Raw genomic sequence first — 13,924 nt, 5'->3', positions numbered from 1 at the left:
AAGTAATAGAAACAGGAGGGAATTATTATGCCACGCGTAAAAGGCGGAACAGTAACACGCAGACGTCGTAAAAAAGTTCTTAAATTAGCCAAAGGTTATTTCGGTTCAAAACATACTTTATATAAAGTAGCAAACCAACAAGTCATGAAATCATACATGTATGCTTATCGTGACCGTCGCCAAAAGAAACGTGATTTCCGTAAATTATGGATCACACGTATCAATGCGGCTGCTCGTATGAACGGTCTTTCTTACAGCCGTTTAATGCACGGTTTAAAGCTTGCTGGTATCGAAGTTAACCGTAAAATGCTTGCTGAGCTTGCGATTGCTGACGAAAAAGCATTCAACCAATTAGCAGATGCTGCTAAAGCTCAACTTAACAAATAATTAACTGCTGACTAAGTTAGCAGACAAAAAGGACTGGCCTCTGGCCGGTCCTTTCTTATAGGCTTTATTCGCAAAGCTTGTTATTATTTATTATATGGTCTGCATAGGCTCTGTCCATTAGTCTGTGTTGAATGGTGAGGGGAACTGTTCAGCTTCGCTCCAGGGGTCTCGGCACGCCCGTACTTCCGCAGGAGTATACGCAGTTCCCCCTCACCATTTTTAAAAGTTTTTCGTGACAGAGCTACAAGGTTTTGAAAAACAAACTAATTCGAAGACAGAATTCTTTCTTCAATAGGGCATTACCTCTATTCAAAATAAATTGTTTGCTAAAAGCTTTTGATTTATTTATTTCTATTAAAGATACATGCTTAGAAAGTTGATTGGAGCGGAAGGTGCTCGACTCCTGCGGGAATAGCTGGACAGGTGAGACCCCGGAGGCGCAGCCGAGGAGTCTCACCGCCAGCCCCGCGGAAAGCGAGCATCCTGTAGCGGAAATCAACTACTACTGTCTCCTTTAAGAAAGTAACAAACTTTACGAGAAGGACCTTCTTATATAAATCAATTCAGAAAGCAGGTAAAAATCATGGGTACATTAACAGGTATCTTATATCTATATGCCATTGTCATCAATATCATCGGCTTTATCATCATGGGCAAGGATAAAAGAAAGGCGCAGCGAAATGAATATCGCATCAAGGAGAGTACTTTGTGGCAGGTGGCGATTCTAGGAGGCAGCATCGGCGCATATATGGGAATGAAGGTATACAGGCATAAAACGAAACATAAAGTATTCGCTTTCGGTTTTCCGCTGCTTGTCATGCTTCATAGTCTGCTTTTTATCTGGCTGAATGCTAAGTTGTAGAAATTGAAGTTTTCATTCTTTAACCCGTCTCCATTACATACTATATAAGGAGTGTCTATAACAGCTTAGAAAAGCAGAAGGAGGTCACCTTAGCCATGGACGAACGGTTAGTTGCTGCATTCGCCCTCATGGAAGCTAGTGGGTATTTGGCTCCTGTTCTGTTTGTTTTGTTTCATATTCTAAGGCAATTTCTGTTCATCCCTGTAGCCCTTGTATGTATGGCGGGAGGAGTGCTGTTCGGAAGTATATTCGGCACTCTGTATTCATTAATCGGATTAACGCTCTTATCCGTTACTTTTTATTTTGTCATAAAGAGCTTTACATCTTTCTATGAAAAGCTCTTGAGATTGAAAGAAAAATGGTTTGGAAGAAATGCTACTCTCACAACCGGTCAAATTGCCATTCTGCGGTTAATTCCTTTTGTCCATTATCAGCTTTTGAACCTTTGTTTACTTGAACGCAAGAAAAAGCTTAAACCTTTCATCCGGGCCTCTGTTATTTCAAATATTCCCCTGGCGTTTTTTTACACGGTTTTCGGTCAATACATCAAACAATTTTCCCCTCCTATTCTCGTCATGATTTTCCTGGCACTCATCGTCCTCTTTTATCTTCTAAGAGAAAAAGTAAGAGTGATTGAATGGAGAGAGTTCTTTCCGGGTAAATAAAAAATGGCTAGAAGTAATAGCCATTTTTTTATTGCTTTTTTTGAAGAAATTCATGGATCGGGCTTTTCCAATCCAGCTTTGCATTCGGGTATCTTTCTTTGATTTCATTCTGGAGGTATTGAAAATCTTCTTGAGTCAGTCCCTTTAAAGAAGAGATATTTTTTGACCAAACAAAAATGGAAACCACCTCAAAGGATTTTTCTGTTGCTCCTAAATATTTTTCTCCTTCGAAAAGAACTCCTTTATACGTTACGTGAAAATTCTTACGTACATTTTCCTGATCATCGAGAAAGTAAAAACGTTTCTGCTCCTGGGCAAGTTCCAGCTTTCGCTTTGGGTCTATAATGTATTTCACACTGCGGTATAAAAGATAAAGAATAAGGAAAAAAATCACTAACCGAATAAGCCAAAGCATTACCATTACCTCCCTAGGCATAAGTCTTCTCCTATTATTTACGATAAAAACAGAAAAAGGTTTCATTTTATTTAAAATTTCTTTGAAAATTTGTCATACTAAGAGAGAACATCAGAAAAATAGGCATCATGAGGGGAGAAAATGTCATGAATATTGAAAAGTTATTGGACATGCAAGAGAAGCTGGATCAACATATCGAACAAGAACACGGATTAGAAAACGCAGATTTAATTGAAAAGAAAATCCTTGCCCTGCTTGTTGAAGTAGGGGAACTTGCCAATGAAACGAGAAGCTTTAAGTTCTGGAGTAAGAAATCATCTTCATCGAAAGAAGTGATCCTTGAAGAATTTGTAGATGGAATCCATTTCATCCTATCACTGGGACTTGAAATCGGCATCCAGCAATTTGATTTAGGGGAAACCAATTACGCAAATGAAGATGTCACGAAACAATTCTTGGAAGTATTCAAATCGGCCAATTACTTCTCTGAAGAGCGTTCGGTTGAGCATTTTCAACAATTGTTCAGGCATTATGTCTATTTGGGTGAGCTGTTAGGATTCTCCCATGAAGAGGTGTTTGACGCTTATGTGAAGAAGAATGAAGTGAATTATAATCGTCAAAAAGAAGGATACTAATCCGGTTCAGTTGAGATAGTTCAAGAAGATTCAGGAAATTTTGATGAATCGGACAGGTTTTAGTATAATGAGAGTGTATAAACATTTAGGGGGTCGAAACAGTGACAAAATTAGATGAAACATTGACAATGCTCAAGGATTTAACCGATGCAAAAGGTGTACCGGGGAATGAAAGAGAAGTACGAAACGTAATGAAGCGATACATAGAACCATTTGCAGATGAAATGACAACAGATAATCTGGGAAGCTTAATTGCTAAGAAAGTAGGCGATGAGAACGGACCTAAGATCATGGTGGCCGGGCATCTTGATGAAGTCGGCTTCATGATCACTCAAATCGACAGCAAAGGGTTCCTGCGCTTTCAAACAGTGGGGGGCTGGTGGTCACAAGTGATGCTTGCCCAGCGAGTGACGATCGTGACAAGTAAAGGGGAAGTAACGGGAGTGATCGGTTCCAAGCCACCGCATATCCTGCCTCCGGAAGCCCGTAAAAAGCCGGTTGATATTAAAGATATGTTTATCGATATCGGAGCTTCAAGCCGTGAAGAAGTACTGGAGTGGGGAGTGAAGCCTGGGGATATGGTTGTCCCTCATTTCGAATTCACGGTGATGAACAATGAGAAAATGCTTCTTGCGAAAGCATGGGATAACCGCATCGGATGCGCGATTGCCATTGATGTACTAAAAAACCTGAAAGGTCAAGAGCATCCAAACGTGGTATATGGCGTAGGTACAGTGCAGGAAGAAGTTGGCCTGCGTGGAGCAAGAACGTCAGCAGCCAAGATCCAGCCTGATATTGGCTTTGGTGTAGATGTTGGAATTGCAGGGGATACACCTGGCGTTTCTGACAAAGAAGCATCAAGTAAGATGGGTGAAGGCCCGCAAATCATCCTGTATGACGCGTCCATGATTTCTCACAAAGGGCTTCGTGACTTTGTAACAGATACAGCGGATGAACATAACATTCCGTATCAATTCGATTCCATTGCCGGTGGTGGAACGGATTCCGGTGCGATTCATTTAACGGCAAATGGAGTTCCTGCTTTATCCATTACCATTGCAACCCGCTATATTCATTCCCATGCAGCAATGCTGCATCGTGATGATTATGAGAATGCGGTTAAACTGATTACAGAAGTAATCAAGAAGTTAGATAATGATACAGTGGCGAAGATTACATTTGATTAATTGTAAGGAAAGAGACCCTATGGGATTAGGGTCTCTTTTTCATGAAATAGTGGAGCTTGCATTAAAAAGTCATTTGATCAGATAAAGTCATGTCGGCACCAATCGTTTTTTTAATAATGCGAATGGCACTCTCATTGTCCTCGTACGACTCTGATGCCATGCAATCCTTCGGTATCGATATTTCATACTCCCTCATATTGGCATCATTAGCGGTGTAGAGTACACAGATATCGCCTGCGATTCCTGTCAATATCAAGTGTTTTACATCCAGCTGGTGAAGCAGGATATCAAGTTGCGTCCCGAAAAAGCAGGAATGCTTCGGTTTGATGATAAAATAGTCATCTGTATCCGGGTGAAGCCTTTCGATTACGGTTTCTCCTTTTTTCTTTTTGCAATGCTCGATGATGTCATTCATATTATCCTGCCAGAGACCGTAGTTATCGTTCACATATATGACCGGAATGCCGGATTCTTTCGCTTTTCTCTTGAGTCCGCGGATATTATCTACAATCTTCAGAGTGTTTTCGTATAACTTCTCTCCACCTTGGAAATCAAAAGTATTAATCATATCGATGATCAATAATGCACTTTTCTTTTGACTCATACAATCGTTTCCCCTTCCATTTACCTTTGTATGTTTTCAATACCACTGAAAGAGTAATACTAAAACAAAACTGGAGAAAATATAAAATGGGAAAGGAAAAAACAAGGGCAACCCCTAGAAAGGGTCGCCCGTGTTCTTACTGCGTTTGTTGCTGTTGCAATGATTCCTCTAATGTTTCGAGGACCATTTTTTGTTCCTGAGGATCTGCGTTTTGCCAGAAGACTTCAAGGAGTACACCCAGTCCAGGAAGGGTTTTTTCTTCTCCTCCTTGGATTGCATCGACGATGGTGTCTCTCAGTTCGTCCTGGTTATTACCAGATACGTTGTGTATGATTGCTTTTCGTAAGTTAAGATTCATCACACATTTCTCCTTTTTGCTAGGATGAGGAATTCATTGTTATCTTGTCTCAAATTGAATTTATTATGTAGGAAAGTTAAGGTATAATGAGACCTTGAATAGTAAGTAAAAGGAGCGGATACGATTGAAGTATATTCAATCCTCGAAAAATCCTGTTGTGAAGCAGTGGAAGAAGTTATTGACCAAAAAGGAACGGGATCTTACCCGTACATACATAATTGAAGGCTTTCACCTCGTGGAAGAAGCATTGAAGCAGGAGGATACGGTCATTGAACTGATCCTTGTGGGAGGAACCGATCTTCCTCAGAAATGGACGGTGGACTCTGTTTCCATGACCATGGTGTCCGATGAAGTCGGAAAAGCCTTATCCGATACAGAGACATCCCAAGGGATTTTTGCTGTTTGTAGGCAAAAAGAAGACGAGCATGAAATTGAACAAGCGGCAACATTCATGCTTCTTGATGGCCTTCAGGATCCCGGGAATATTGGAACCATCATTCGTACGGCGGATGCAGCGGGGATTGATATGGTCGTGTTAGGAAAGGGGACGGTGGACCCATATAACCCTAAGGTTTTGCGCTCTGCACAAGGAGCCCATTTTCACATACCGATTATCAGAAGGGATCTTACTGTAGCCATTCCAGAGTTGAAAGAACGGAACATCCCTGTGTATGGAACAGCCCTGGAAAATGGTGTGGAGTATACAACGATCAAGCCTCCATCTTCTTATGCACTGATAGTGGGTAACGAAGGAAATGGTATGTCGAACGAACTCTTAACAGCAACCGATCAGAATCTCTATATTCCCATATATGGGAAAAGCGAATCGTTAAATGTTGCCATCGCTGCAGGGGTTTTATTATACTATTTTAAAAATGGGCAGTGAATTTCTTGAAAAGGTTTGAAATTTGCCTGGAAATTCACTATAATAATGCACATATAACTTAAAAAACGTTGAAAGAGGAAAGTAGCACATGACCTTCTTTAAGGGAGAGAATGCCCTGGACTGAAAGCATTCTTAGGAACGCATGATGTGAAGATTTCACCTCTCGAGTTGGCATCGGGACCATTCATTTGATGAATGTAAAGATGCTCCGGCAAAGCCGTTATCCGAATGAAGTGAGTATGTCTGCCGAGGTTTTTTGCGAAAGCAAAATAACCATGGATATGCTTATAAGGGTGGTACCGCGATATAAACCTCGTCCCTTTTTGGGATGGGGTTTTTTTATTTGTTTTTAAACCATACCAGTACGATCATTCGGACGATATACATTAAAGGAGGAAGTATAAATGGAGGACAAATTACGATCCCTTCAGCAAGAAGCAATCGAAAAAGTGAACGAAGCACAGGACTTAAAAGAACTGAACAATATCCGTGTAGCTTATCTGGGTAAAAAAGGACCTGTAACCGAAGCCTTAAAAGGAATGGGGAAACTTTCAGCGGAAGAGCGTCCTAAAATGGGAGCCCTTGCGAATGAAGTTCGTGGAGCGATTACAGAAACCATTGAAGCAAAGCAGGCGGTGCTTGAAAAAGAAGCGGTTGAAAAGAAGCTTCAATCTGAAACGATCGATGTTACGTTACCGGGGCGCCCTGTTAAAAAGGGAAATCATCATCCGCTTACGATGATTGTGGAAGAAATTGAAGATTTATTTATCGGAATGGGCTATACCGTTGCTGAAGGACCGGAAGTGGAAAAGGATTATTACAATTTTGAAGCACTGAACCTTCCCAAAGGTCACCCGGCCCGTGATATGCAGGATTCCTTCTATATTACGGAAGAAACCCTACTGCGTACTCATACTTCTCCTGTGCAGGCAAGAACGATGGAACTGGCCAAAGGCAAAGGACCAATTAAAATTATTTGTCCAGGGAAAGTGTATCGTCGTGATACAGATGACGCAACACACTCTCATCAATTCACTCAAATCGAAGGACTCGTCATTGATGAAGACATCCGCATGAGTGACCTGAAAGGGACGCTTAATGTATTTGCCAAGAAAATGTTCGGTGAAGATCGTGAAATCCGCTTGCGCCCAAGCTTCTTCCCGTTCACAGAGCCTTCAGTCGAAATGGATATTTCATGTAAAATCTGTGGTGGTAAAGGCTGTCGTGTATGTAAAGGAACGGGATGGATCGAAATTCTTGGAGCAGGAATGGTTCACCCGAACGTACTCGAAATGGCAGGGTTTGATTCAAAGAAATATACAGGCTTCGCATTTGGAATGGGACCTGAACGTATTGCCATGCTGAAATACGGAATCGATGATATCCGTCATTTCTATACAAACGACACGCGCTTTGTCACTCAGTTCGGAACAGAAGAGTAAAAGAAAATCGATAGGAGGTACTACACATGTTTGTTTCATATAAATGGTTAGAAAATTATGTAGACTTATCAGGTGTCACACCTGAAGAGTTAGCAGAGAAGATTACAAGAAGCGGGATTGAAGTTGAAGGTGTAGAGCGAATCGGGGAAGATATTAAAAATGTGATCGTCGGCCATGTTTTACAATGTGAGCCACATCCAGATGCGGATAAATTAAATAAATGCTTAGTGGATGTAGGAGAAGAAGAACCTGTTCAGATCATTTGCGGAGCACCAAACGTGGCAAAAGGTCAAAAAGTGGTGGTCGCAAAGGTTGGAGCCGTCCTGCCGGGTAACTTCAAAATCAAGAAAGCCAAGCTTCGCGGTGAAGCATCTCACGGGATGATTTGTTCCCTGCAAGAGCTTGGAGTAGAAGGAAAGCTTGTACCGAAAGAACATGCAGAAGGAATTTATGTGTTCTCGGATGATGCTGAAGTAGGCAGGGATGCAGTGGAATTATTGAATCTTGATGATGCCATTCTTGAATTGGGCTTGACACCTAATCGTTCTGATTGCTTAAGTATGCTGGGAGTGGCGTATGAAGTAGCGGCCATTTTGGGTCGTGAAGTGAAGCTTCCCCAAACGAAGTTATCCGAAGGCAGTGAAAAGGCGTCGGATTATGTAACGGTAAAAGTGGAGGCAAAAGAAGATAATCCTCTTTACGGTGCTAAAATCATTAAAGATGTGAAAATCGGTCCATCTCCATTATGGATGCAAAATGCATTGATCTCAGCCGGGATCCGACCACATAATAACGTAGTCGATATTACGAACTATGTGTTATTGGAATATGGTCAGCCTCTTCACGCATTTGATTACGACCGCCTTGGTTCGAAGGAGATCCTTGTCCGTCGTGCGACTGATGGGGAGACATTCGTCACACTTGATGATGCAGAAAGAACCTTATCAAGCAGCCAGCTTGTCATTACGAATGGTACGGAGCCGGTCGCTCTTGCAGGCGTGATGGGTGGAGCGAATTCCGAGGTCCAAAGCGATACAACGACTGTCCTTCTTGAGGCAGCTTATTTCACCGGGGCGATTGTCAGAGGAGCCTCCAAAGATCACGGACTGCGTAGTGAAGCAAGCACACGATATGAAAAGGGAGTCGATCCTGATCGTGTCCTGAAAGCAGGGGAGAGAGCTGCGCAACTGATGGCTGAATATGCACAGGGGAATGTGCTTGAGGGAACGGTATTATTTAACGAACTTGAAGTTGAGCCTGTGAAAGTAGAGATTACGTTAGAAAAAATCAATTCTTCATTAGGAACGTCCATCTCAACTGATACAGTCGTAGATATCTTCCGTCGACTTCAATTTGATGTAGAAGTCAATGGAGAAACGTTTGTTGTAACGGCTCCTACAAGAAGAGGGGATATTACCATTCCTGAAGATTTACTTGAAGAAGTGGCACGTCTATTCGGTTATGACAACCTTCCGCTGACTCTTCCAAAGGGAGAATCAACACCTGGCGGACTTTCAAATCATCAGTTGAAACGCCGTAAAGTGCGTCGTTATTTAGAGGGAGCAGGTCTCCTGCAAGGGATTACCTATTCTCTTACAAACGATAAGAAAGCAACACAATATGCATTGGACGTAAGAGAGCCTGTCCGCTTATTGATGCCGATGAGTGAAGAGCGAAGCAATCTCCGCTTAAGCATCATTCCTCAGCTTCTTGAAGTGCTTTCGTACAATAAAGCACGTCAGAATGACTCACTTGCCTTTTATGAAGTGGGATCCGTTTTCTTACAAGAATCAGGAGAAGAGCTGCCTAAAGAAGAGGAGCATATTGCAGGGGCTATGACAGGCCTTTGGCATCTGCATCCATGGCAAGGAGAAAAGAAGCCTGCTGACTTCTATGTGGCGAAAGGTATCCTTGAAGGTCTGTTCGAAGAAATCGGCGTTTCTGACGTAATTTCTTACCGCCAGGCAGCGATAGATGGCATGCACCCGGGAAGAACGGCTGAAATCAAATTGGACAATGAAGTCATCGGTTTTGTTGGAGCGATTCATCCGGAGGCGGAAAAAGACTTGGACCTGAACGAAACCTATGTGTTCGAACTGAAGGCATCACCAATCTTCCATTATGAAAAGCCGGCATTAAGCTACACGCCAATCCCGCGCCATCCATCAATTACAAGGGATATCGCCCTGGTAGTCGATACAGAAGTGAAAGCGGGAGAATTGGAATCCATCATTAAAGACGCTGGAGGCAAGCTGCTGAAAGAAGTATCAGTCTTCGATCTTTATGAAGGGGAACATATGGAAGCAGGCAAGAAATCCCTTGCGTTCTCGTTAAAATACTTCGATCCTGCTAAGACATTAACGGACGAAGAAGTGGTTAAAGTACATGATAACGTACTGCAAACAGTGAAGGAAAAAGCTGGTGCAGAGTTGAGAGGGTAATACAGCTCAAAGTGGAAGGTGTCAGACAATAGTCTGGCGCCTTTTTGCTGTTTGAAGAGGGTTTTGCCTGTTGAAAAATGAACGAATTTTAACAGGAGAATATTGGGGTAAATTCAGCAGGTGAATATCCGGGGGATTTTAACAGGAGAATATTGCAGTGAATTCAGCAGGTAAATATCATTCATAATTCAACTGCTGAATCCAAGATAACACTACCATACAAAGAGCAATCCCCACCGGCACAACCGATGGGGGGGTTATTTATTTCCCGGCTAACTTTATCGCCTTTTCACTATTGGCAAAATGCCATTTCGTCATAGACTTTAATTCCTCTATCCCTTTACGCTTAATGATCTTGGCTGCTGCAACGTCTACATGCTTACCGGCACCTTTAGGTATTTCGACACCAACTTTTTCACTCAATTTGTCCATTTCCTTTAAGAAGGCATAACGTGCAATGATCGAGGCAGCGGCTACAGCAAGATGGATGCTTTCACCTTTTGTGCTGAAATAGACGCGGTCACGTTGGATTTTCTTTTGTGCAGAAATATGTTTGTAGTATGTATTCTTTTCAACAAACTGATCTATCAATATTCCTTCAGGTAGTTCCGGGGCCATTTTTTCCAACAGATTCAGGATCGCCTGATTGTGTAAGAGAGCCTTCATCTTCCCCTGTGTCATTCCTTTGGCTTGCATCGCATTGTATTTAGGGTTATGCAGAATGAGTAATGAATACGGAATGGCGGCTATTAAATCCCTGGCTATTTTGATGATTTGAGGGTCGGATAAATTTTTAGAATCCTTTACTCCGAGTTCCTTCATAAGTGGAAGGTGCTCTCTCTTCACGTAAGCACTTACCACCGTGATCGGCCCGAAGAAGTCGCCTGTGCCCACTTCATCAGATCCGATGACAGACCAGTCGGCGAAGTTTTCAGGCAGTGTCGTCGTACCCTTGGAAGGTGATTTTACCTTTGGAGGCTCAACTTTGCCCCACTGGATCGACTCTCCTTCTCCGTTAGTTCCCTGAAACAATACTTTACCCGACTTATAGGCAGTGATCGTACAGCCGGATGGCTTTGCTACAAATACGGCACCCGGTGGCAGTTTGTCCGTTAATACGTTTTTATAGTGGCCTTTCATTTTCTCGATGGTTTCTTTGTTTGCTTGAATGACGGTATTAGCCAAGTTTCTCTCTCCTTATGACAAAATTCTTGTATTTAATAAAAAATGTGAGCTAATATGACAAATTCCTTCCAAAATCAAAAGATTTCGTGGTATGATTATGTTTAGGATTCTTATGAATGGGGGGCTTTCAGGTTGTCTGAACAACAAAAAAATCGCACCACTGTAGACATATATGGTCAACAATATACGATTGTTGGGACTGAATCAACTAGTCAAATCCGATTTGTTTGTTCTAAAGTGGATGACAAGATGAGAGAAATAAACTCCATGAATCCATCTCTCGACACAAGCAGGCTTGCCGTTCTGACAGCGGTGAATGCCGTAAATGATTATCTCAAACTACAAGAAAAGTTTGAAGAGCTGGAACGAGAAATCAAACGTTTAAAGGATTGAAAAAAAGATGCTGGATTTAGCTTTGTTAATCATCCTGGTGATAGGATTTTTAATAGGTTTAAAACGTGGATTCATTTTGCAGGTGGTCCACATATTCGGATTTATTGTTTCTTTTATTGTAGCATACATATATTATGATCAGCTTGCACCGAAGTTAACATTATGGATTCCTTATCCTGTATTGGACGAGCAATCCACATTGAATATGATTTTTGAGTCGACCAATTTAGATCAGGCTTATTATCGTGTGATCGCATTTGCGATGATTTTCTTCGCGGTCCGGATCATTCTGCAAATCATTGGATCGATGCTCGATTTTGTCGCACATCTTCCTCTATTAAAGCAGTTGAATGTTCTTGGTGGAGGGGTATTAGGATTTATTGAAGCATATTTAATGATCTTCATTCTATTGTTTATTGCCGTATTATTGCCGATCGAGTCGGTTCAAACATTCATTAATAACTCATTTATTGCGCAAGCGATGGTTAAACATACTCCTGTTTTCTCTGATTTGGTGAAATCTTGGTGGATTGAATATGTAGCCTGAAGAAGGGGCTGACTATAAGTATGCAATTCAAATTCGTTAGGGATGCCTTAGCGGATTTGTTCATCTTATAAGTCAGTCTTTTTTCTTTTTTTATCAATTTTGCTACTATATAGATGGGATCGTTTTGCTTTTGCAAGTGACGGGGAGTCATAAAGGACCCTAATCGTTAATTCTAAGTTAGTAGGTGAATCTCTTGAATAAAAAAGATATTATAAAATTATTAGAGCAAATTGCGATATATATGGAATTGAAAGGCGAGAACTCATTTAAAATTTCTGCCTACCGAAAAGCGGCGGCGGCACTTGAGAATGATGACCGGAGCTTACAGGAAATCAGTGACTTTACGAAGCTGAGCGGAATCGGCAAAGGAACAGCTGGAGTAATCGAGGAATACATAAACGAAGGCACATCTTCTGTCCTTGAAGAGTTAAAGGAAGAAGTTCCAAAGGGATTGATCCCCCTCCTTCAATTACCTGGTTTAGGTGGAAAGAAAATTGCCAAGCTTTATAGTGAACTTGGGGTAGAAGGTATAGAAGACCTGGAGGAAGCGTGTAAAGCAAATAAAGTACAAGGATTAGCAGGTTTCGGTAAGAAGACGGAAGAGAAGATTCTGGCATCCATCGACCAGGTTGGGAAGAGACCTGACCGTCTGCCGATCGCTTTTATGAACGGGATCGCTGAGGAGATTGAAGGTTTTCTCCTCAGCATGGACAACATCCAAACCTTTTCAAGAGCGGGAAGCTTAAGGAGAATGAGAGAAACCATCAAGGACCTTGATTTCATTCTGGCAACAGAGCATCCCAAAGAGGTGAAGGAAGATCTGTTGAAACTGCCCAATATCGTAGAAACCATTGCAGCAGGGGATACAAAAGTTTCTCTGACTCTTTCGTATCATTGGGATGTCAGCATCGATTTCCGGATTGTAAAACCAGAAGAATTTGCTACTGCCCTTCACCATTTTACCGGATCGAAGGATCATAATGTCCGCATGCGAAAGCTGGCCAAAGAACGCGGGGAAAAGATCAGTGAATATGGCGTAGAGAATAGTGAAACCGGTGAGATACAGACATTTAAAACCGAAGAAGATTTTTATCATCATTTTGATTTGCCCTTGATCCCACCAGAGCTGAGGGAAGATGGGAAAGAAGTGGAAGAGTTCCATAAGGATTATTCACTCATCACATTAGAAGATATTAAAGGTGATCTTCATATGCACTCCACCTGGTCGGATGGTGCATTTTCGATTGAAGAAATGGTAGAGGCTTGCCGTGCCAAAGGATATCAATATATGGCCATCACAGATCACTCCCAGTACTTACGTGTGGCAAACGGGCTGACTACAGAACGATTACTTAAGCAAATCGATGAAATTAAAGAAATCAACAAGAAGTATGATGATATAGAAGTCCTTTCTGGAATCGAGATGGATATACTCCCTGACGGTACGTTGGACTATGAGGATGACATTCTTGAAAAAGTAGACCTTGTCATTGCTTCGATTCATTCAAGTTTTTCACAATCCCAGGAAAAGATCATGGAGAGACTGACAACGGCTTTGAAGAGTGCCCATGTGGATATCATCGCCCATCCAACAGGGAGAATCATTGGACGAAGAGAAGGCTATGACGTAGATATGGATCTGCTTATCCAGCTGGCGAAAGAAACCGATACGGCATTGGAGCTTAATGCAAATCCGAATCGTCTGGATCTATCTGCTGAAAATATCCGAAAAGCCCAGGAACAGAATGTAAAGCTCGTCATCAACACAGATGCACACAGTATCGATCACCTGGAATTCATGAAAGTCGGAATCGGAACAGCTCGAAAAGGCTGGATCAAGAAAGATACTGTCATCAATACATGGGATAAAAAAGAGTTAATCAAATTCATTAAGCGAAACTGATAAAAGGTGGAATA

General features: G+C 41.8%; 15 protein-coding genes. 11 read left to right on the top strand and 4 right to left on the bottom strand.

The genetic code is table 11. The annotated features are described in order from the left end of the window. Positions 1-27: 27 nt before the first annotated feature. From rplT to ACXAF2_RS05680, 3 genes are all read left to right on the top strand, one after another. Positions 28-387, top strand: coding sequence for a 50S ribosomal protein L20 (gene rplT, locus ACXAF2_RS05690; RefSeq protein WP_113969573.1), 360 nt, complete (start codon positions 28-30; stop codon positions 385-387). Between the two features lie 583 nt (positions 388-970). Then, entirely contained in the window at positions 971-1,249 is a 279-nt protein-coding gene (locus tag ACXAF2_RS05685; RefSeq protein WP_475137718.1) for a DUF1294 domain-containing protein, read from the top strand. Positions 1,250-1,344: 95 nt separating this feature from the next. Beyond that, positions 1,345-1,914 (top strand): TVP38/TMEM64 family protein, encoded by a 570-nt coding sequence (locus tag ACXAF2_RS05680; protein ID WP_427596349.1) that lies wholly within the window; start codon positions 1,345-1,347, stop codon positions 1,912-1,914. 28 nt (positions 1,915-1,942) lie between these two features. Here the strand turns inward: ACXAF2_RS05680 and ACXAF2_RS05675 are convergent, their stop codons facing one another. After that, positions 1,943-2,329, bottom strand: a complete 387-nt coding sequence (locus ACXAF2_RS05675; protein WP_148969883.1) for a sigma-w pathway protein ysdB — start codon at positions 2,327-2,329, stop codon at positions 1,943-1,945. 146 nt (positions 2,330-2,475) lie between these two features. Here ACXAF2_RS05675 and ACXAF2_RS05670 point away from each other — a divergent pair, with 146 nt between their 5' ends. Both ACXAF2_RS05670 and ACXAF2_RS05665 read left to right on the top strand, forming a co-directional pair. Continuing rightward, positions 2,476-2,964: a dUTP diphosphatase gene (locus tag ACXAF2_RS05670; protein WP_475137717.1), complete on the top strand. Its 489-nt coding sequence runs from the start codon at positions 2,476-2,478 to the stop codon at positions 2,962-2,964. 101 nt (positions 2,965-3,065) lie between these two features. Continuing rightward, the gene (locus ACXAF2_RS05665) at positions 3,066-4,151 is read left to right on the top strand and encodes a M42 family metallopeptidase (RefSeq protein ID WP_475137716.1); all 1,086 of its coding nucleotides are present in this window, start codon (positions 3,066-3,068) and stop codon (positions 4,149-4,151) included. A gap of 61 nt (positions 4,152-4,212) precedes the next feature. Here ACXAF2_RS05665 and ACXAF2_RS05660 read toward each other — a convergent pair whose 3' ends face one another. Both ACXAF2_RS05660 and sspI read right to left on the bottom strand, forming a co-directional pair. Next, complete coding sequence (locus tag ACXAF2_RS05660) at positions 4,213-4,755, bottom strand: cysteine hydrolase family protein (RefSeq protein ID WP_475137715.1); 543 nt, start codon at positions 4,753-4,755, stop codon at positions 4,213-4,215. 136 nt (positions 4,756-4,891) lie between these two features. Next, complete coding sequence (sspI, locus tag ACXAF2_RS05655; RefSeq protein ID WP_113969566.1) at positions 4,892-5,113, bottom strand: small acid-soluble spore protein SspI; 222 nt, start codon at positions 5,111-5,113, stop codon at positions 4,892-4,894. A 124-nt stretch (positions 5,114-5,237) separates the two neighbouring features. On the opposite strand from sspI, the gene ACXAF2_RS05650 reads away from it, so the two are divergent. The 3 genes from ACXAF2_RS05650 (at position 5,238) to pheT (ending at position 9,882) form a co-directional block, all read left to right on the top strand. Continuing rightward, positions 5,238-5,999 carry a TrmH family RNA methyltransferase gene (locus ACXAF2_RS05650; RefSeq protein ID WP_475137714.1) on the top strand — a complete coding sequence of 254 codons (762 nt, stop codon included), beginning with the start codon at positions 5,238-5,240 and terminating at the stop codon, positions 5,997-5,999. Between the two features lie 404 nt (positions 6,000-6,403). After that, positions 6,404-7,441, top strand: a complete 1,038-nt coding sequence (pheS, locus tag ACXAF2_RS05645; protein ID WP_148969878.1) for a phenylalanine--tRNA ligase subunit alpha — start codon at positions 6,404-6,406, stop codon at positions 7,439-7,441. Between the two features lie 26 nt (positions 7,442-7,467). Continuing rightward, the gene (gene pheT / locus ACXAF2_RS05640) at positions 7,468-9,882 is read left to right on the top strand and encodes a phenylalanine--tRNA ligase subunit beta (RefSeq protein WP_475137713.1); all 2,415 of its coding nucleotides are present in this window, start codon (positions 7,468-7,470) and stop codon (positions 9,880-9,882) included. A 261-nt stretch (positions 9,883-10,143) separates the two neighbouring features. On the opposite strand, the gene rnhC is transcribed toward pheT, so the two are convergent. After that, on the bottom strand, positions 10,144-11,067 hold the full coding sequence (rnhC, locus tag ACXAF2_RS05635) for a ribonuclease HIII (RefSeq protein ID WP_475137712.1): 924 nt from the start codon (positions 11,065-11,067) through the stop codon (positions 10,144-10,146). 132 nt (positions 11,068-11,199) lie between these two features. On the opposite strand from rnhC, the gene zapA reads away from it, so the two are divergent. The 3 genes from zapA (at position 11,200) to polX (ending at position 13,910) form a co-directional block, all read left to right on the top strand. Beyond that, a complete protein-coding gene (gene zapA / locus ACXAF2_RS05630) occupies positions 11,200-11,460 on the top strand; it encodes a cell division protein ZapA (RefSeq protein ID WP_148969875.1) in 261 nt (86 codons plus the stop codon). Positions 11,461-11,467: 7 nt separating this feature from the next. Then, positions 11,468-12,007 (top strand): CvpA family protein, encoded by a 540-nt coding sequence (locus ACXAF2_RS05625; protein WP_475137711.1) that lies wholly within the window; start codon positions 11,468-11,470, stop codon positions 12,005-12,007. Positions 12,008-12,200: 193 nt separating this feature from the next. Next, positions 12,201-13,910, top strand: coding sequence for a DNA polymerase/3'-5' exonuclease PolX (gene polX, locus ACXAF2_RS05620; RefSeq protein ID WP_475137710.1), 1,710 nt, complete (start codon positions 12,201-12,203; stop codon positions 13,908-13,910). Positions 13,911-13,924 lie beyond the last annotated feature (14 nt).

The sequence above is a fragment of the Rossellomorea sp. ABR4_004 genome (genome assembly GCF_056159585.1).
Note: the sequence above shows the minus strand (reverse complement) of the source record. Positions and strands in the feature narration are given on the sequence as shown.

Coding starts and splice junctions, on each gene's coding strand:
- rplT (WP_113969573.1), top strand. CDS start 28: ATGCCACGCGTAAAAGGCGGAACAGTAACACGCAGACGTCGTAAAAAA.
- ACXAF2_RS05685 (WP_475137718.1), top strand. CDS start 971: ATGGGTACATTAACAGGTATCTTATATCTATATGCCATTGTCATCAAT.
- ACXAF2_RS05680 (WP_427596349.1), top strand. CDS start 1,345: ATGGACGAACGGTTAGTTGCTGCATTCGCCCTCATGGAAGCTAGTGGG.
- ACXAF2_RS05675 (WP_148969883.1), bottom strand. CDS start 2,329: ATGCTTTGGCTTATTCGGTTAGTGATTTTTTTCCTTATTCTTTATCTT.
- ACXAF2_RS05670 (WP_475137717.1), top strand. CDS start 2,476: ATGAATATTGAAAAGTTATTGGACATGCAAGAGAAGCTGGATCAACAT.
- ACXAF2_RS05660 (WP_475137715.1), bottom strand. CDS start 4,755: ATGAGTCAAAAGAAAAGTGCATTATTGATCATCGATATGATTAATACT.
- sspI (WP_113969566.1), bottom strand. CDS start 5,113: ATGAATCTTAACTTACGAAAAGCAATCATACACAACGTATCTGGTAAT.
- pheS (WP_148969878.1), top strand. CDS start 6,404: ATGGAGGACAAATTACGATCCCTTCAGCAAGAAGCAATCGAAAAAGTG.
- pheT (WP_475137713.1), top strand. CDS start 7,468: ATGTTTGTTTCATATAAATGGTTAGAAAATTATGTAGACTTATCAGGT.
- ACXAF2_RS05625 (WP_475137711.1), top strand. CDS start 11,468: ATGCTGGATTTAGCTTTGTTAATCATCCTGGTGATAGGATTTTTAATA.